Origin of the sequence: Herpetosiphon llansteffanensis (assembly GCF_003205875.1) — a bacterium.
Taxonomy (GTDB): Bacteria; Chloroflexota; Chloroflexia; order Chloroflexales; family Herpetosiphonaceae; genus Herpetosiphon; species Herpetosiphon llansteffanensis.
In genome coordinates this window covers 128,740-146,543 of the sequence record NZ_PUBZ01000092.1, presented here as the reverse complement: position 1 = coordinate 146,543, position 17,804 = coordinate 128,740, and the positions used below count along the sequence as shown (strand labels likewise).

Sequence of the window (17,804 nt, the reverse complement as noted above, 5' to 3'; positions counted from 1 at the left end):
ACTCCGTTGTTCGTTGCTCACTCATTAGTCGATTGTTTGGCTGGTCACACGCAAATCGTAGACGCTCAGGCGAAAATCATCTGCCACGATTGTGTGAATTAAGCGCTCGACGCTGGCTATGGTGCTTGGGACTGGCGCAGTTTGTTCGAGAAATAATTGCACAAACACGCTTGCCCCATCGGGGTGATAGCCAAGCACTACCTCAAGATCAACCACATTTGGTTGGTTCAAAATGCCCCGTTCTAAGCGGCGGCGTAACTCGCGCACATCCCAAACTGGTTGGCGTGGGTCGAGATCGGCTGGCACAGCGCCGCTTTGCTGACTATGCGGCACATTGGGATAGGGCTTGGTTTTGACTTTGCTTTTGAGCGTTAAAATCGCCACGCCCAAGCGTTCTTCAACTTCTTCGCGAATTCGTTGATGCAAATCGGCCAAGGTATCGTTGAGATGGGCGGTTGGGTGCAACTCAAGCTCGCTATAAATTGCCACTCCTTCGCCATAAGCTTGAACGTTGGCTTTGCCGCTGCGCACATCAAGCGCTTGGCCTAAGGCTTGATCGACGGCGCGCTGGATTGTTTGCAGATCGAGTTGGGCATAGCCCGAACCAGTATTGCGCACTGGCACATATTGGCTTTGGCGAATAAACATCTGCGCCAAAGCCAAACCAAGCATGAGCAAGCCCACAATTCCAGCCACAATGCGCGTCGTTTGACTATAAATTAACGCTTGAGCACGCAAATATTGGAACAAACGCAAGGCCAGATCAAAACTTTGCAATGGCAACAGCGCAATCGTGATTGCCAAAACGGCCAAAGCGAGCGCAATAATTGTGATCAATAAACGGTTGAATCCTTGCATGCCTGCTTACTCAGCTACTACAATTGCGGCAACTTCGAGCGGAGTTTCCTTACCCTTGAGCACCAACGGGCCAATACGTTGAATGCTGCTTTGTAAATCGCCCAAATCCTCAGCTAGCGTATCGGGGCCAAGATAGATTGTGTTGGCTGGAGCTGCGCCACACAAACGCGCTGCCACATTCGTCACATCGCCAATCACGCTGTAGTCGTAGCGCTCGTGAGCACCAACATTACCAACCACGCCAATGCCTGTATTAATGCCAGCGCCAAACGAGGCTTGAGCTGGTAAGGCGCGGGCTGCCGCTGAACGATTAAAGGCTACGACTGCGGTTAAAGCTGCCATTGCCCCGCGAATTGCTCGCTGCGCATGGTCTGGTTGGCCAACGGGGGCGTTGAAAATCGCCATCGCTTGATCGCCAGCATATTGATTGAGCGTGCCGCCATGCTGAATTAATGCCTTGGCAATTAGATCAAGATAGGTATTGATAATCTGCATCATGGCTTCTGGTGGCAAGCGCTCCGATAAATTGGTGAAGCCGCGCATATCCATAAACACCACGCTGACCTCGCGCCGTTCGCCGCCAAGTTTCAATTGACCACGTTCGGCGGCCTTCAACAGCTCATTCAACACGCTGGGCGGCGTACGTTTGGCAAACAGGTCGAGCACTTGGGTGTGATCTTGGCGTTGCAGGTTGTTTTGAACCAACAGCATCACCAAGCCAGTTACGCCAATCGCCAATAATGGGCTTGCTAGATCGATGCGGATTAATTGTTGTTGCAGCCCGCTAACGGCGCTAATGACCATCACACTTGTGCCGATGACCATGGCGCTAAACAAAAGCCATGGCCGCCGAATCATGGCGATTAATGTGAGTGCGATCACCAAGCCGCTGAGAATGCCGCGCCGACCAGCTGGGCTTTGTTCGCGCAGGGCATTGGCATGCAGAATTGTGCCGATTGCATTAGCGTGAATCTCGACTCCATCCATTAATGGGCTGGTTGGTGTGGTGTAACGGTCGCCAAGAGCTGCGGCGGTTGAGCCAATCAGCACGATTTTATCATTGAATAGCGCAGGATCAACCGCGCCATTGAGCACTGCCAGCAAACTGACTTGGGGATAGGTTTGGCTTGGGCCTGCATAATTTAACATAAAACTGGCGTTATTGACCGGAATTGTAACTCCATTGGCAAGTGTGGTTGCTGTTGGCTCGATGTTCAAGCCAGTTGGAAGATGCCACCATGCTTGGGCGCTGGCCAAGGCGATTGCCGGATAAAGCTCAGGCTGATCATAATGGGTTTGGATGCGGCGCACCACGCCATCGGAGTCGGCGATGATGTCACTATGGGCCAAAACCACTCTGCCAGTTTGCAATGGCTGGGCTGGCTGAATCATTTGCTTGGTTTTGCTATCGCGCGAAACCGCCAAAATTGGGTGTTCTAATGGCTCTAGGGCTTCAGCAAAGGCGTGATCGCCAGCAGGATTGGCTCCGGTAAACAGCATATCAAACACAATTACCCGTGCGCCTTTGACTTTGGCTAATAATTGGGCGTAGATGCTGCGATCCCACTCGGTGAGCCGACCAAAGCCGGTGTCGTTGCTCAGCGCTTGGTCATCGATCGCGACAATCACAATCGCTGGTTGCGGGCTATGGGTGGCCAATTGGCGCACCAACAAATCGGCTGCTGAACGATCAAGCTGTCTGCGCCATGTCCATGTATCACTCAACAACAGGGCCAGCAAGCATGCCAGCCCTGTTGCACTAAACCATAATCCTCGGCGAACTTGTTGCGAACTTAGCACCAGGTTGCTCCTATGGCTGCGGAATAATCAACGTGAGGCCAACCGGAATTTCATTACGATCGCGGATGCTTGGGTTGGCGTTGATCAACGCATCGGGCGTAATGCCAAAGCGTTGGGCAATGCCATTGATTGTATCGCCAGCTTGCGTGACATACAGCTGCGGCGTTGCCGTCGGTGTACTGGTTGGCGTATTGGTTGGGGTCGCCGTAGCGGTGGCCGTTGGCGTAGACGTGTTGGTTGGTGTATTGGTTGGGGTCGCCGTCGGCGTTGGCGTTGGCGTGTTGGTTGGCGTTGGCGTTGGCGAGATCTGCGGCTGCACCACCAAGGGCTTCGATTGCTCGGCCAGTAATTGTTCGCCAGCCCGCACAAACACGCTTTGGCCATCCATCGCTACCTGCACATTGCCTTTATCGGTGGCATAAAAAGTTGTGGTGTTACTACGAGATTCCACAGTAAACTCTGTGCCACGGACTGAAGCTGCTGATGATGGCGTTTCAACCTCAAACAGATCATTTGGCCCAAGCAAGCGCTTAACCCCGTTGAGCGTACGGCCAAACCAGACTTTAAGCCGAATTTGCTGGCCAGCGTTGGCATCGTCCATCGTTTCGAGGGTCATGCGGGCATTGGCTTGCAAGGCCGTTGTTTGGCCATCGAAATAGGTAATTAATGCAGTGGCGCTTTCGGTTTGAATCGTATCGCCTGGCTCTAAAATAGTTACATCGCCAGCATTCAAGCGGCGTTCAGCACCAGTGCGTATATTATTGATCACTGCTGTGCCATCGAAAATTTGCACACTAGCGTTGTGCGGCACGCTTGGCGTAGAGCTGGCGAGCGTGGCATAACCAACAAAAAATAAAATTGCGCTGGCGACGAATAAGGCAAAAATCTGAGGCCGACTCCATTGCCATTGCCACAAGCGCCGCTTGGTTTTGGCTGCTTTACGCCGCTTGGCGCTTGGTTGGCTTGGCTTCAATTGCTCAAGTTGTTGCTCAAGCGTTTGGTTAATGGCGTGTTGTTGGCTTTGGCTGAGTTGTTGCTCTGGCAGGGCCTGATTAATCGCTTCCTGAAGCTGCTGCTTGGTTGGTTTCATACAATCCCTCTACTGCTGCAAGTTGGTGATTAAGCCGTTGCAGGCCTTGCTGCAATAATTGTTCGGTTGCGCGTTGGGTACGGCCTAGAATTTCGCCAATCATGGCAGCGGTTAGGTTGTGGCGCAGATGCAATAACACCGCCAAATGCATAGCCTCCGGCAAGCGCTGAAGTTCGCGAATTAGGCTATTCGATTGGGGCTGATGGCCATAATCACGCCAATAATCGAGCAGCACATGGCAGGTGAGGGTGAAGAGCCATAAGCGTAGCCCAAGCCGCTGATCGACGCTATTGATCGTGCGAATGGCGGTTGCCCAGACATTATTGACCAAGTTTTGGGCGAGTGGTGCTTGATAGACCGCAGCCCACGCCAGATTATAAAGTTCGCCCGACCATTGCTCAGCCAGCATGCGCCATGTTGCATGGTCGCCACGTTGTAATAATTTGATAATTGCTGAATCGTTTGCTGCTTGCGTCATTGCCTATGCCCTATCGTTATTGCCCACCATGAACAAAAAGAATCACGTCGAGCAATGGGTGCTGACGTGATCTTAGAAGGATGACATTACGGGATTGCTAACATTTAGCCTTCGCGAGCACGCCGTACCGCTGCATTAAAGCCAGCTTCATCACGATTGATCAGCTTACGATTCTCGCTCGTTTCTTCGAATTTGGGACAACGCACGGCCAAATATGGCGCGGTATGCGGATCAACGCCCATCACGCATGGAACGTGCAAGCCAACCCGAAAATGGCTGCAATCGCGGCAATCGCGGGCGCGGCGTGGGTCGCCGCCGGTTTCATTATAGTGTTCGGCCAATGCGCCGATGCTTTCGTAGAGCAACTGCACTTGGCGGCGCAAATCTTCGAGCGCCAAATTAAAGGCATTATCGCGATCGTTAGGCCGTGGGCGGCGAATCAAGCCATCATCTGGCTGGCGTGGTGGTGGTGTTGGGCGAGACGCATCGTTACTACTCATGGATTCCTCCTTGGGCGCTTGTGACGATGCTTTATCGCGCCCCAACCAATTATCCAACATGCCATGCTCCTTCGGCAATAGGCCCATACTGGTGATTAATTGCTATTTTAGCACTCACTACCTAGTGGGAACCAGTGAGAAGGATGAAGGATGAATTATGAGGGATGAGAGAAGGATGAAGGATGAATAGAAAGTCAAAAGGCAAAAAGAACAGAGAACGTAGCTGTATTGGTTCATCAGGTTAACCACGATTTCATCCCCTCACCCCAACCCCTCTCCCGTGGCGCGGGCGAGGGGCTTTAAATTCATTGTTTACCGCAATTTCTTGGTGAAAAACGCATGCTCCCCCTCGCCCGCGTCCAGTGGGAGAGGGGGTTGGGGGGTGAGGGAACATGATTGCTAATCCAATGAACCAGTACACATAGAACAGAGGGATGAAGGCACAAATCAAAAGTCAAAAGGCAAAAATCAAAAAAAACATAGAACATAAATCAAAAGGCAAAAGTTAAAAAGGATGTGGCTGTTGGCTAGCGGCGTTGGGCTGGTATGACCGACCGATCCCCAGCCCCTCACACCCGATCCCTCGGCTATCGGAAGAATGATTGGCAAATCAAATCAATCTCCGATAGCCAACAGCCAATAGCCCAATGCTCAAAACCCTATGTTCTATGTTCTATGCTCTCTGTTCTTAACTCCCGCTTTTCTTGGTCATTTTGGAGAGCATATCCCACATTTCGTTGGGCAAACGATCGAGGCCTGAGAATTGGCCAGCGCCATACAACCACTCGCCGCCATCGATCGTGATGCACTCGCCGTTGATGTAGCCTGCCTCGTCGGCCAACATATAGGCTGCCAAATTGGCTAGCTCACTATGCTCGCCAACCCGTCGTAGCGGCACACGATTGAGCGCTTGTTCAGCTAGTTCGGGCGTTGGAGCCAGTCGTTCCCACGCACCTTGGGTTGGGAACGGGCCGGGTGCGATTGCATTCATGCGAATGCCGTAGCGTGCCCACTCGACCGCCAACGAACGGGTCATGCCGAGCACGCCAGCTTTGGCTGCTGCCGATGGCACCACAAAACCGCTGCCCGTCCAAGCATAGGTGGTGACGATGTTCAAACATTGGCCACCGCGCCCAGCTTCGATCCATTTTTTGCCTAAAGCCAAAGTGCAGTAGAACGTGCCATGCAATACAATCCCTAACACTGCATCAACGGCGCGGTGCGAAAGCTTCTCGGTAGGGCTGATGAAGTTGCCAGCAGCATTGTTGACCAAAATATCAACCGTGCCAAAGTGATTCCACACGCTATCGATCATCTGTTCAACAGCTTCTGGGTCGCGCACATCGCAGCTAACGGTAAAGACTTCGCCGCCTTTTTCGGCCATCATTTCGTTGGCAGCATTGGTCAATTTTTCAGCGTTGCGGCTGGTAATCGCCAATTTTGCGCCCAACTCTAGGAAGCGCTCACCCATTGAACGCCCCAAGCCCGAACCCCCGCCAGTGATGATGATTACCTTGTCTTTGAGCAGATCTGAACGAAACATGCACAACCTCCTTGTTGGGCTATCGGCGCGATCAGGCTTCTTTGATCTGCGCGTAATGTTGCCAGAATGTTGGGTACGAGACGGTCACGGCTTCGGCTTCGTCGATAATTGTTTCGCCTTCGGCCACCAAACCAGCGACCGCCAAGGCCATAGCGATGCGATGATCTCCATGCGATTGAACCGTGGCTCCGTGGAGTTCACCGCCGCCAGCGATAACCATGCCGTCGGGCGTGGCTTCGAGGCTTGCGCCCATCGCACTCAATTCGCTCACAACCGTCGCCACCCGATCGGTTTCTTTGGCGCGGAGTTCTTCTGCATCGGCGACGACTGTTTCGCCAACGGCACAAGCTGCGGCTACCGCCAGCACCGGAATTTCATCGATCAAGCGTGGAATTAAATCGCCATCGATGCGGGTGCCCCGCAAGCCACCGCCGCGCACAGTTACGTCGCCAACTGGCTCAGCGCCTTCGTTGCGCTCGTTGCTAATGGTGATATTTGCGCCCATGGCTTTGAGCACATCAAGCGCGCCAGTACGGCTTGGATTCAAGCCCACGCCCAAGGTCGTAATTTCGGCATCAGGATGAATTGCCGCCGCGACCCACCAGAACGTTGCCGACGAGGGATCGCCAGGTACGTGCAACGAAAGCGGATAGGGGAAAACCGGATGGCTTGGTGGATAGAGCACAATTTCATCATCTTTGACCGTCAGATCAATACCCATTGCAATCAGCATACGCTCGGTATGATCGCGACTGACGATCTTGCCAGTCAAGCGCATTGGGGCATCGCCAGTGAGGCCAGCCAAGAGCAAGGCCGATTTAACTTGGGCGCTGGCAATTGGTAATTCATAATTGCCGCCATGAATCGTTGTGCCGCGAATCACCAGCGGCGCACGATTGCCATTGTCGCGGCCATCTAAGTTGGCTCCAAGTTGACGTAATGGGTCGGTAATTCGGCGTTGAGGCCGTGAACGCAGCGAGGCATCGCCAGTCAGCACGCTCAAAAATGGCTGGCCAGCAAGCAACCCAGCAAGCAAGCGCAGGGTTGTGCCCGAATTACCACAATCTAAAACATCGCTTGGCTCGCGCAGGCCACGCAAACCGCGCCCAAACACCCGCACTTTATCGTCGGTATGTTCGATTTCAACGCCCATTTGGCGCAAACAGGCGATCGATGAAAGACAATCAGCGCCTGGCAAGAAGCCGGTAATCTCGGCGTTGCCCTCGGCCAAGGCATTAAACAACACCGAGCGATGCGAGATCGACTTATCGCCAGGTACGCTGAATGCGCCACGTAGACGCTTGGCATGACTAACTGTCTGTTTCATCGGGCGTTGACTCCTGAATTGCGGCGGGGGGCATCCCCATGTGGTGTTCAAAGCGGGCAAGCGCTGCAACCAACTGTTCTTGGCGCACGGCACTGGTCAGGTCGCCACGGGTGCGTTCGAGCACGGCCCGCAGGGCATCGGTGGTGCGGCGCAAGCCACTGGTCACGGCATCGGGGAAATCGACAGTTACCAAAAAGCTATAGATTTCATCCATCTGATCGAGCAAGCGTTCGCCGCTATCGACCTTGCCATGGCGCAGGCCATCGAGAATATAGCGACGCAGTTCGCTGGCAGCCTCGGCTAAACCATTTAAGTAGGCTGCTGCCTCAACGCCCAAGGCCTGATGGCTGGGCAAGCTTTCGCCGCGCACCAAAGCCAAGGTCAAGGCAGCTTCAGCATATTCTTTGAAGGCATCTTGGGTATAGCCAGCATAGAGCAATGCCGGATACGGTTGGAGGCGTTCGCGCAAGCTTTGGGCTGCTGCCGCCGTTTCTGCTAAAAGTGGTTCGGCCACAGCCCATTCATGGCGGTGGACTGCCCGAATTGTGTTTGCGCATTGACGAATGAGTTCGCGAGCAGATTTGAGCGCGATTTCGCGGGTCGCATGAATCGCTTCCAACTCGCTAATGAGGGTCGTTGTTTCAATACTCACAGCGTTGTCCTTGTTAGGATCTCTGGTGTAAAACTGCGCATAGCATACTTTGCATGACGCGATAAGTCAAAGGAGTAAACTCGGTCAAATTAAGCACGTTAAATGCAATTTGCCCACCAAAACTGGTGGGCAAATGCTTAAACATGATTAGATTGTTGCAAGCTTATTTGCCAAATGCCGCTTGCCACGTCAACGGCCCCACAACTCCATCGCGGGTTAGGCCATAGGTCGATTGCAAATTGAGCACTGCTTGTTCAGTACCAGCGCCAAACGCGCCATCAACCGTCACGCCGAGCAACGTCTGAATTGCGCGCACTGCATCGCCGTTGCTGCCATTTTGCACGGTTTTGATCAATTTGGCGAAGGTTTGCGCGCCAACAACGCCATCAGCGGTCAATCCATTGGCGCTTTGGAAGCTGCGCACTGCTTGCTCGGTGCCAGCGCCAAAATCGCCATCGGCAGTTAGTGAATGGCCATGCGAGCGCAACAAATATTGGGCTGCCTTAACATCGTTGCCCGAACTGCCATTGCGCAAGGTTGGCCATGCTGGCAAACTTGGGGTTGTGCCACCTGAGATCGTGCCAATCGCCACATTATCATAATAGAAGGTGAGAATTGAACGCCAGGTTGAGCCATTATCAGCTAAATATTTCGAACCCCATTGGCTCATATACAGTCCAACTGTCCAGCCATGATTTTGGCTGCATTGGCCCGAAGTGCGGCTGCCATTGTAGGAGCCAGCACAATATTGGCTTTGGAAAATTGCATTGTTTTTGATCAAGCGATAGTTCCACGTATCATCAACCGCTGCGTTGGTGCTAGCATACGAAACATTGGGGTTATACACTTGGTCGGCGGTGGTATCTTTGGTGTCGTAGCCTTTGCCCGGATATTTGGGGTACATTGTGCGATACCAAGCATAGGTTTTCGAGGCCATCGCGCCAGAACGCAACGATTCAGTGCGCCAGCCAGCAACCCATTCATTGGGCAACACATGCTTGACATAGGTTTTGAAATTAACGGTATCAACGCGGCCAAGGCTGACGCGATAAACGCGAATTGTGGCTGGTGGTGTGGTATTCGTGCCTGCTAGCACGTGGTTCAATTCAGCGTCGTTGAGGCTTGGCTCTTGCGCTGCATTATTACTTAAACGGTGTGGTTGAACATCGATAATTTCAGCTTGTTGATCAACGGTTTTATCTGCCAGTGAAAGCGGCGCAGCAACCAACAGCGTATCATTTGGAATCAACTGCGCATTGCGTAAGTGCCAAGCACGATAGCCCTGCGCCTCGACCGCAACCTCAATCGCTTGGCTAGCGTTGGTTGATACGGTAAAATGCGCACTGCCTGTTTCGTTGGTGGTGGTTGTTAGGCCTAAGCTTGCTACCGAAACTATGGCATTGCTCAATGGCTTGCCATCAGGGCTGGTGACCGTCACGCTCAAATTGGCTCGTTGCTGGTTGCGGGTTTGGGCCGAAATTGGCTGTTGAATCAACAAACCCAATGCCAAACTTAGCATACCCAACCAGCGCCATGTTAATCTGCGCAGCATCCATGCTCCTTCCACTGAAGAAAATAGCCTGCGTGATTGCTCACGTTGCCGCCAGTATAGCCCGATTAACTTAAAATTTCCTTAATGAAGTTGGTTAATTCTAAAAAATTACTTAATTTCTTAGTGAGAGGATGATCCTTTAATGAATACCAAACGCTCAATCATTTTGGTGCTGGCACTTGCGTTGGGAATTATCTACGGAACTGTGGTTGAAATGACGCTTGATCCATTGGGCGATTATGTCCGCTGGATGCTGTTTTGTGGTTTTGTAACGCTATCTGCTGCCGTTCCTGTTAAAACGTTTTATCGTTTTATTGTTGGAATGCTGAGTGGGATCATCGGGATGTGGGCAATGTACGGATTTGCCTATAATCAAGGCGAATTAGGTGCTGGAGCTGATGTTTTGTTCTATGCTGGTTTATTTTCTTGGAGTTTATTTGGGGTTCAATTTGGCATTGTTGCCGCAGTCTTAGCATCAGGATTATGGTTTTTAAGTAGCTATAGATTAAAAAAAACCTAGCGAGGTTTACGGATAAGTACTGATCAAAAATGTGGCGATCGAAGATTTTGATAATTTGATCGCCACATTTTTGATTTAGGGTTGACTATGTTTCTGCTTTTCAAGTTGGCTCATGCTGTATTTCCATAGTATTCTGCCACTAACAATACTAATCACTAAAGCAATGATTAAGCCTAAGCCACCCAATAACCAACCGAAGAACAGAATGCTCATAATGATCGTTCCAAGCCAACGCGACCAAAAGAAACGCTGTTGGTCACGTTTTAATTGGGGAATTGGATCAAATGGCGTTTGATACATAACGCTATGTTCTCCTCTGAAAATAATTAATTAACTGAAGGAAGTATAACCCATGGGCTTATTTAACACATTACATTTGCCAGCACCATGTTTGGGTTGTGGGGTCGAAATTCCGCTGGTGTTGCAATTTAAGTATGCAGAAAATTGGCAGCACGCGTATAAAATTAATGACCAATTGCGTTGGAATAGTCGCCATCCTCGCTATAATGATGGCAAGCCAGGATCGGCGCATGTTGTTATTTCAGCAATTTCCGAAGATTGCCCAGTTTGCAAGCATGACGGCGATGATTATCTGATTCATGTGTATAACGATGTGCTGATCAGCATCGAACCTGATGATCAGCGCTATAACTTTTTCGATGCTAAGAGCGATTTCTTAGTTTTAGAGCAATGATGCTACAGCTTGAGCCTTATTACGCGCCATGTGGGTGATTCAATTCACCTTCCCATTGAAGAGCACAGCAGCTATAATAAATAACGCTGTGTTTTTTCAAAAGGATGGGTTATGCAAACCAAACGATCGTTGGTTGCTATTGGGCTCGCCTTGGCTATCGCTTTGTTGAGTGTGTTTGCGGCCAATGGCCTCAGCTCATCAAGCGCTGCCTCATCGTCGGATGGGCTTTGGCAAGACGTTGCTGAACAACGGATTACGCTCAAAGGCCAGCGCGAAATTGTGCCGCTGGTGTATCGTACGGTCGGCCTCGATTTGGCTGGCTTGGGCAAACGCCTAGCACAAGCGCCGCTCGAAAGCGCGGTTAAGGTTCAGCAATCAGCATTTTTGCTAAATTTACCCTTGCCCAACGGCGAATTTCGCCAATTTCGCGTGGTCGAATCGCCAATTATGGAGCCAGCTTTAGCTGCCAAATTTCCTGAATTGCGCACCTACTTGGCGCAAGGCTACGACGACCCAGAAATGGTTGCGCGGCTTGATTTGACTCCAGCAGGGTTCCATGGCTTGATCTTGGCTCCAGAAGGTCGCTATTTTATCGACCCCTACAGCCGCAATGATACAGCTAACTACATTGTGTACGATAGCCGTAATTTTGTGGCCGACCCCGCCAAACTGGCGAGCAAAGGCCAGCTTGATTATGTTGGCGAAACGCCAATCACCAATCCGTTCCCTGAACGGTTTGCGATTGGCGAAACCTTGCGCACCTATCGCCTTGCCATGGCGGCAACTGGTGAATATACCGTTTTCCATGGCGGCTCGGTCAATCAGGCAATGGCCGCAATCGTTACCAGCGTCAATCGGGTTAATAGTGTTTACGAGCGCGATCTGTCGGTGCGCATGGTCTTGGTTGCCAACAATAACTTAATTGTTTATACCAATGGCAACACTGACCCATATATGAATGATGATGGCTTTGAGATGCTTGGCGAAAATCAGAGCAACCTATCCACCGTGATTGGTAACGCCAATTATGATATTGGCCACGTCTTTAGCACCGGCGGCGGTGGGGTTGCCGAACTTGGCTCAGTCTGTGTGTCAAGTGTCAAAGCTCAAGGCGTAACTGGCTCGTCGGCTCCGATTGGCGATCCATTTGATATTGATTATGTGGCCCACGAAATTGGCCACCAATTTGGTGGCAACCACACCTTTAATAGCACGCTTGATGCTTGTGGTGATGGTAATCGTGAAGGCCCAGCCGCCTACGAACCAGGCAGTGGCTCCACGATTATGGCCTACGCAGGCATTTGTGGCTCAGAAAACTTACAACCAAACAGCGATCCCTACTTCCACGCCAAGAGCTTGGAAGAAATGAGTGCCTTTATTACAACTGGGGCTGGGGCCAGCTGTGGCACGACCAGCGCAACTGGCAACACGCCACCAACCGCCAATGCTGGCGCAGATTACACGATTCCTGCCAACACGCCATTTGAATTAACTGGCAGCGGCAGCGATAGCAACGGCGATAGTTTGACCTACAATTGGGAACAATACGATTTGGGCGCGGCCTCGCCACCAAGCACCGATAATGGCAATCGGCCAATTTTCCGTAGCTTTAATTCAAGCACGTCGACCAGCCGCACCTTCCCACGCTTGACCAATATTCTGAACAACAGCACAACGATTGGTGAAGTGATGGCGACGACGAATCGCGCCATGAATTTCCGCTTGACTGTGCGCGACAATCGCGCTGGCGGCGGTGGTTATAGCTTTGATACGGCGCGGGTAACAACGGTTAATGCTGCTGGTCCCTTCCAAGTTACTGCGCCAAATACCGCTGTAACCTGGGCTGGCTTTAGCAACCAAGCCGTTACTTGGAACGTTGCCAATACCACGGCGGCTCCAGTCAGCTGTAGCAATGTTAATATTTTGTTCTCAAGTAATGGCGGCACGAGCTTTAGCGCCGTGTTGAGTAATACGCCAAACGATGGTAGCCAAAGCATCAGCGTGCCAAATGTTGCAACCACCACAGGTCGGATTAAAGTTCAATGTGCTAACAATATTTTCTTTGATATTGGCAATGCCAACTTTACCGTAACCGCCAGCAATGCAACCGTTACTCCAACCAATGTAACTACGGAAACACCAACCAATACACCAACAGTAACCGCCACTACGGTTACGCCAACCTCAACCACAGTTACGCCAACCGTCACGACGACCCCAACGAACTCGGTGGTGTACTTGCCATTGACGACCAAACAGCCCTAAAATCCGAACACGGCCTACTTGAAGCTTCAGGTAGGCCGTGTCCTCCACACCGAAATATACAGTTTTGAGCTAGCTAGACCAAGTTAGGCTTGGTTAACCACCGTTACATCGAGCAACTTCTCCGACACTTTATCGATCAATTGATCAATAAAAAAAGGCTTGGCAATCATCTCGGTTACTCCAGCCTCGCGGGCTTCGCGTTGCAATTTGACACTATCATAGGCAGTAATCATCAACATTGGTTGGGTTGCGCCTTGCGAACGTAGCGCCCGAATCAGATCCAAACCAGACATTTCACGCATATGATGGTCAGTCAGCAGAATATCGGCTGGCTCTTGCAGCCATAAATTCAGCGCTTCCTCGCCATGATAGGCCCGAACAACTTCAACGTCAGGGATGCTGCGGAGGCCAATGATCAAGGTCATGGCAATCGCTGTATCATCTTCGGCAATTAAAATGCGTTTGGTCATGGTTGGTCTCCTACTGTGCTGCTAGCATCCCCACCCACACTGATACAAGTACTTTAGTATCATATAGGTACTATTGTAACGTGTGGCTGGTACTGGCACAACACCCATATAGGTGAATAAATTGTGATCCTATGTCGAGTTAAAGCTGCTGTTATCACCCCTCTGAGGGAACAACAGCAGCTACGGGTTGTGCCAATAGTATGTTAAAGCAAGATCTAGGCCAACTAGCGTCGCCAACGAGGCCGCAACATTTGTTTCACGATTGAGCGCGAACCCCGACTAATCGAGCGTGGCCATAAGGTTCTACTGACCATCGCGCGATCGTTTTCAATTTCCTCAGGGTCAAGCCGAACGTGGCTGCCATATTGCTCTGCGGTGTAGGCATCGGCCAAACGGCGCAAGGTTCGGCGCTGGCCAGGCATTTCTTTGGCCAATTCGCTGGCAAATTCTTGGGGCGTGCGCTCTGGGCGTTGTTCCAAGCCAGCCCAACGCGCTAATAGGCCGATAAAGCCATAGGCTCGCGCCGCAGGCCGCAAACCACGAAATTCGCGTTGCAACAATAACCAGAGCAACAAAATAACCATGCCAATCATTGCACAAATAATTGCTAGCCAACGCCAAAATGGGCTGCGTTCGACAACTGGGGGCGCTGCATTGTCAACTGGCAAGGCTTGCGGCTCCACTGTTGGAATTGGCGTGGTTTGATAGTTCTCGCGCAGATCTTGCAAGGCATCAAAATCGGTGGCTGGTTGCTGAACTTGGCCTGCATTTGGCCCAATATCGTCGGGGTTTTCGCTGTTGTCTTCTGCTTGCGCTGGGCCATCAGGCCGAATTGGCACGGTCACATAGCCCGCCGGCGTTGGCTCAAAGCGAATCCAGCCATAATCCATAAAATAAACTTCGGGCCAGCTATGGGCAATCGAGTCGCGCACAACGTAAACTTGGCGATCAGCATCATAATCGCCAGTTGCATAGCCTTGCACCCAGCGTGCTGGAATTCCTTGCGAGCGCAACATCAACACCATCGAGCCTGCAAAATAATCGCAATAGCCACGGCGTAAATTGAACAAGAAGTTTTCGATTGGGTCTGCATCTGCTGGCGGCGCAGGAATTTGATCATCATAGGGCATTTGGCGCAGATAATTTTCAATCACCACTGCTTTGTCGTAGGCAGTTTCTGCTCCGGCAGCTGTGGTTAATTGGCGCGACAAGCCGCCAATATTGCGGATCGCTTGGGTATCGGGCAATTGCAGATAGCGCTGGAGCCAAACCGGATACTCAGTTGGCGCATTGCGCAAGCTTTGCTTATCGACATTGCTAATCAACGAAACCACACTATATTCAAAATCGCGGTTAGCTGGGCCTTGATTGAAATAAATCGCGCTATCGGCAAAGTTTGGTAGCGTCGTCTCGCTATCGGAGATGATAAACGTGTGCTGGACCAACACGGGCACGCTCCACGTCAGCGGCGAGGTTGCAGCAGGCAGTTGCTGGTCGCCACGGGTTTGCATCAGCTTAATGGTTTGGGTAAATGGCTCGCGGCCATTCGTGTCAATTTGGGTTAGCGTATCATCGGGATTAATCGGAGTCAGCGCTTCGCGGCGGGTTGATGTGCGCCGCACCTGCCACGCGATGTCGCCTGTGGTGTTTTGCCAGCCTTTGCCATCGTACAAATCCCAGGCATTCGAGCGCCAATATTCTGCTGAAGGTGCTTTGACTTCGAGCACAACCTCGTTGGTTGCCGAGCGTGCGCCACCAAGTTGCACCGTATTGTTGGAAAAATTGGCACCGTTGCCATTTGGCACGACCACATTGCCCACGCCTTGCGGCCCGCGATCAGCGCGAATAGCACCATTGTCGGGCAGGAAGAAATCGATTGGGCGGCTCAGATTCTCGCCAAAGATCCGTAATTGAGCATTGGTGATATTGGCTGGCATCAAGGCAGCCATCAAAACCAAGCTAAAGCATGCCAAAACTCCCGCCCACAAGTAGCGCAACGAAAGCCATTCCTGCTGCTCTAAAAAGCCAGCATCCCAAGCGTTTTGGCGTTGGGCATAGGTTTGGGTTACCACAAAGAGCAGCGCAATCAGCAAAAACAGCCAGAACGAAGCAATTGGCTTGGGAACTGCATAGGTCAAATTGGCCATCAGCAGCCCACCATTGAGCATCACCAAGCGCCAATTCCAGCGCCAGCGCAAGAGCAACCAAATTGTGCTGTAGGCAAAAATCCAGGCCAAAAGTAACCCAGCCAGCGAAAAGAGATAATAATCTTCGATCCGTTCGCCAGTTTTGGCTGCGCGAATTGCTGCAATCCCCCGAATCAGCAGATCCGTCCAGCGATCAACTTGGCCTTCGAGGCGTGGATCAAGTGGCACAAAGCGGATTGCCCATGCCAAGCCCATAAAAAAGCTCAGCACATGGGCAATAAACGAGGGCAAGGCTTGCCAACGGGCAAATAATGCTGCCACCACCAACCCGCCAAGCGCCACAATCCGCATGCGTTCAAAGCCTTCGACCCATTCCGATTCAACCACATTGGTCACGACCAGCAAGGCCATAATGCTGGCTAACGTCCAAGTGAGCAAACCATAGCTTGGTTGAAAAAAAGCGCGAACTCGTTGCAGCATAGGGGATTCCTCAATCTAGCATGCGGGCTACTTCTATTTTAAAATGGCTCTTGGGCTTGCTGGGTTAGTAGTTGATGAGCATCGGCTTAGGCCAGCAAGCGTTTAAATAAGCGCTCGGCGTTGGCAGTGGTGATGGTGGCAACTTCATCAAGGCTTAAACCGCGCAAACGGGCGATTGCCTCGGCCACATAAGCCACATAGCTTGGCTCGTTGCGTTTGCCGCGATATGGGTGCGGCGTAAGATAGGGCGCGTCAGTTTCAATCAAAATTCGATCAAGCGGCGCACGTTGCACTACATCCTGCAATTCAACAGCCTTTTTAAATGTCACTGGCCCAGAGAACGAAAGATAAAAGCCCACATCCAAACAGGCTTCTGCATAGGCCCAATCGCCGCTGAACGAATGCATCACGCCAGTTTGGCCGCGCGCTGCCGAATCCAAAACTCGTACCGTATTGTCCACTGCATCGCGACTGTGGATGACCACTGGAAAATCAAGCTCGCGAGCCATAGCCAGTTGCTGACGAAACAGCTGTTCTTGAACAGCGTGCGGCGCGCGATCATGGTAATAATCGAGGCCAATTTCGCCCAAAGCTACGACCCGTGGCTGAGCCAATAGCTCGCGAATTTGAGCTAATTCAGCTTCGCCAGTGTTCAACGCATAGTGGGGCTGAATTCCGACGCTGGCCCACACCATGGGATTGCTCTGGGCCAAGGCAACGCTGGCGCGCGATGAGGGCAAATCGTAGCCAATATTGATCATACGGGTTACGCCAGCTGCTTGAGCACGCTCAAAGACAGCCGCCCGATCATCATTAAATTGATCGCTATGAACGTGGGTATGGGTATCAATTAACATGAATTTTCCTAGAATGATAAGGCTTGGGCACAAGCACAATTTGGTGCAACCTAGCCAGCAAATATTATACTCAATCAGCGCACACAATAGCAAAATTCTGTTACCATACAACCACGATTAAGTTATGGAGGATGATTCCTATGGCAGTACGTTCAGCTGAAGCAACATGGACTGGCTCTTTACGCGAAGGCGCTGGCTCGGTCAAAACTGGCAGTGGCGCAGTCGAAGGCAGCTACTCATTTCCTTCACGCTTTGAAGATGGCACTGGCACGAACCCCGAAGAACTGATTGCAGCAGCGCATGCTGGTTGTTACTCAATGGCCTTGACCGCTGATCTTGGTCGCGGTGGCTACGAACCAAAGAGCGTGCACACCGTTGCTAAGGTGCATCTCGAACGCGGCGAAGGTGGCTTTAGCATCACCAAAATCGAATTGCACACCGAAGCCGAAGTGCCAAACATCGATGCAGCAGCCTTTGCTGAAATCGCTGAAAAAGCCAAAGTCAACTGCCCAATCTCGAAAGCTTTGGCAGCAGTGCCAAGCATCGAATTGAACGCAACCTTGAAATAAGT

Annotated in this window: 17 protein-coding genes; 4 read left to right on the top strand and 13 right to left on the bottom strand. The window is 51.5% G+C overall.

All coding sequences use genetic code 11. The features are described from left to right. Window positions 1–24: 24 nt before the first annotated feature. The 9 genes from amaP to C5S61_RS12105 all read right to left on the bottom strand — a co-directional run bounded on the left by amaP (window position 25) and on the right by C5S61_RS12105 (window position 9,800). Entirely contained in the window at window positions 25–858 is an 834-nt protein-coding gene (gene amaP / locus C5S61_RS12145; RefSeq protein ID WP_110515321.1) for an alkaline shock response membrane anchor protein AmaP, read from the bottom strand. A 6-nt stretch (window positions 859–864) separates the two neighbouring features. Continuing rightward, window positions 865–2,658 (bottom strand): CHASE2 domain-containing protein, encoded by a 1,794-nt coding sequence (locus tag C5S61_RS12140; RefSeq protein ID WP_110515320.1) that lies wholly within the window; start codon window positions 2,656–2,658, stop codon window positions 865–867. Window positions 2,659–2,668: 10 nt separating this feature from the next. Then, window positions 2,669–3,748 carry a LysM peptidoglycan-binding domain-containing protein gene (locus C5S61_RS12135; protein ID WP_110515319.1) on the bottom strand — a complete coding sequence of 360 codons (1,080 nt, stop codon included), beginning with the start codon at window positions 3,746–3,748 and terminating at the stop codon, window positions 2,669–2,671. Further along, complete coding sequence (locus C5S61_RS12130; protein ID WP_110515318.1) at window positions 3,711–4,226, bottom strand: RNA polymerase sigma factor; 516 nt, start codon at window positions 4,224–4,226, stop codon at window positions 3,711–3,713. The genes C5S61_RS12135 and C5S61_RS12130 overlap by 38 nt, the downstream gene beginning before the upstream one ends. Window positions 4,227–4,330: 104 nt before the next feature. Continuing rightward, entirely contained in the window at window positions 4,331–4,726 is a 396-nt protein-coding gene (locus tag C5S61_RS12125) for a hypothetical protein (protein ID WP_124033424.1), read from the bottom strand. 688 nt (window positions 4,727–5,414) lie between these two features. Continuing rightward, complete coding sequence (fadH, locus tag C5S61_RS12120; RefSeq protein ID WP_054532954.1) at window positions 5,415–6,269, bottom strand: 2,4-dienoyl-CoA reductase; 855 nt, start codon at window positions 6,267–6,269, stop codon at window positions 5,415–5,417. A gap of 31 nt (window positions 6,270–6,300) precedes the next feature. After that, window positions 6,301–7,596 carry a 3-phosphoshikimate 1-carboxyvinyltransferase gene (aroA, locus tag C5S61_RS12115; RefSeq protein ID WP_110515316.1) on the bottom strand — a complete coding sequence of 432 codons (1,296 nt, stop codon included), beginning with the start codon at window positions 7,594–7,596 and terminating at the stop codon, window positions 6,301–6,303. After that, a complete protein-coding gene (locus C5S61_RS12110; RefSeq protein ID WP_110515315.1) occupies window positions 7,580–8,248 on the bottom strand; it encodes a translin family protein in 669 nt (222 codons plus the stop codon). The genes aroA and C5S61_RS12110 overlap by 17 nt, the downstream gene beginning before the upstream one ends. 163 nt (window positions 8,249–8,411) lie before the next feature. Further along, entirely contained in the window at window positions 8,412–9,800 is a 1,389-nt protein-coding gene (locus C5S61_RS12105) for a peptidoglycan-binding protein (RefSeq protein WP_110515314.1), read from the bottom strand. A 142-nt stretch (window positions 9,801–9,942) separates the two neighbouring features. On the opposite strand from C5S61_RS12105, the gene C5S61_RS12100 reads away from it, so the two are divergent. Next, a complete protein-coding gene (locus C5S61_RS12100) occupies window positions 9,943–10,320 on the top strand; it encodes a hypothetical protein (RefSeq protein WP_110515313.1) in 378 nt (125 codons plus the stop codon). A 75-nt stretch (window positions 10,321–10,395) separates the two neighbouring features. Here C5S61_RS12100 and C5S61_RS12095 read toward each other — a convergent pair whose 3' ends face one another. Beyond that, window positions 10,396–10,620 (bottom strand): hypothetical protein, encoded by a 225-nt coding sequence (locus C5S61_RS12095; protein ID WP_110515312.1) that lies wholly within the window; start codon window positions 10,618–10,620, stop codon window positions 10,396–10,398. 52 nt (window positions 10,621–10,672) lie between these two features. Between C5S61_RS12095 and C5S61_RS12090 the strand changes: the two genes are divergently transcribed. Further along, window positions 10,673–11,014 carry a hypothetical protein gene (locus C5S61_RS12090; protein ID WP_110515311.1) on the top strand — a complete coding sequence of 114 codons (342 nt, stop codon included), beginning with the start codon at window positions 10,673–10,675 and terminating at the stop codon, window positions 11,012–11,014. A gap of 111 nt (window positions 11,015–11,125) precedes the next feature. Continuing rightward, window positions 11,126–13,279 carry a reprolysin-like metallopeptidase gene (locus C5S61_RS12085; protein ID WP_110515310.1) on the top strand — a complete coding sequence of 718 codons (2,154 nt, stop codon included), beginning with the start codon at window positions 11,126–11,128 and terminating at the stop codon, window positions 13,277–13,279. A gap of 83 nt (window positions 13,280–13,362) precedes the next feature. Here the strand turns inward: C5S61_RS12085 and C5S61_RS12080 are convergent, their stop codons facing one another. The 3 genes from C5S61_RS12080 to C5S61_RS12070 form a co-directional block, all read right to left on the bottom strand. Further along, window positions 13,363–13,749, bottom strand: coding sequence for a response regulator (locus C5S61_RS12080; protein WP_110515309.1), 387 nt, complete (start codon window positions 13,747–13,749; stop codon window positions 13,363–13,365). A 224-nt stretch (window positions 13,750–13,973) separates the two neighbouring features. After that, window positions 13,974–16,376, bottom strand: a complete 2,403-nt coding sequence (locus C5S61_RS12075; RefSeq protein WP_110515308.1) for a transglutaminase TgpA family protein — start codon at window positions 16,374–16,376, stop codon at window positions 13,974–13,976. A gap of 86 nt (window positions 16,377–16,462) precedes the next feature. Continuing rightward, the gene (locus C5S61_RS12070; protein WP_110515307.1) at window positions 16,463–17,233 is read right to left on the bottom strand and encodes a TatD family hydrolase; all 771 of its coding nucleotides are present in this window, start codon (window positions 17,231–17,233) and stop codon (window positions 16,463–16,465) included. A 140-nt stretch (window positions 17,234–17,373) separates the two neighbouring features. On the opposite strand from C5S61_RS12070, the gene C5S61_RS12065 reads away from it, so the two are divergent. Continuing rightward, a complete protein-coding gene (locus C5S61_RS12065; protein WP_110515306.1) occupies window positions 17,374–17,802 on the top strand; it encodes an OsmC family protein in 429 nt (142 codons plus the stop codon). The last annotated feature ends 2 nt before the right edge of the window (window positions 17,803–17,804 follow it).

Bases quoted from the DNA above. Each gene is read 5' to 3' on its own strand.
- amaP (WP_110515321.1), bottom strand. From the start codon at position 858: ATGCAAGGATTCAACCGTTTATTGATCACAATTATTGCGCTCGCTTTG.
- C5S61_RS12135 (WP_110515319.1), bottom strand. From the start codon at position 3,748: ATGAAACCAACCAAGCAGCAGCTTCAGGAAGCGATTAATCAGGCCCTG.
- C5S61_RS12130 (WP_110515318.1), bottom strand. From the start codon at position 4,226: ATGACGCAAGCAGCAAACGATTCAGCAATTATCAAATTATTACAACGT.
- C5S61_RS12125 (WP_124033424.1), bottom strand. From the start codon at position 4,726: ATGAGTAGTAACGATGCGTCTCGCCCAACACCACCACCACGCCAGCCA.
- fadH (WP_054532954.1), bottom strand. From the start codon at position 6,269: ATGTTTCGTTCAGATCTGCTCAAAGACAAGGTAATCATCATCACTGGC.
- aroA (WP_110515316.1), bottom strand. From the start codon at position 7,596: ATGAAACAGACAGTTAGTCATGCCAAGCGTCTACGTGGCGCATTCAGC.
- C5S61_RS12105 (WP_110515314.1), bottom strand. From the start codon at position 9,800: ATGCTGCGCAGATTAACATGGCGCTGGTTGGGTATGCTAAGTTTGGCA.
- C5S61_RS12100 (WP_110515313.1), top strand. From the start codon at position 9,943: ATGAATACCAAACGCTCAATCATTTTGGTGCTGGCACTTGCGTTGGGA.
- C5S61_RS12095 (WP_110515312.1), bottom strand. From the start codon at position 10,620: ATGTATCAAACGCCATTTGATCCAATTCCCCAATTAAAACGTGACCAA.
- C5S61_RS12090 (WP_110515311.1), top strand. From the start codon at position 10,673: ATGGGCTTATTTAACACATTACATTTGCCAGCACCATGTTTGGGTTGT.
- C5S61_RS12085 (WP_110515310.1), top strand. From the start codon at position 11,126: ATGCAAACCAAACGATCGTTGGTTGCTATTGGGCTCGCCTTGGCTATC.
- C5S61_RS12080 (WP_110515309.1), bottom strand. From the start codon at position 13,749: ATGACCAAACGCATTTTAATTGCCGAAGATGATACAGCGATTGCCATG.
- C5S61_RS12075 (WP_110515308.1), bottom strand. From the start codon at position 16,376: ATGCTGCAACGAGTTCGCGCTTTTTTTCAACCAAGCTATGGTTTGCTC.
- C5S61_RS12070 (WP_110515307.1), bottom strand. From the start codon at position 17,233: ATGTTAATTGATACCCATACCCACGTTCATAGCGATCAATTTAATGAT.
- C5S61_RS12065 (WP_110515306.1), top strand. From the start codon at position 17,374: ATGGCAGTACGTTCAGCTGAAGCAACATGGACTGGCTCTTTACGCGAA.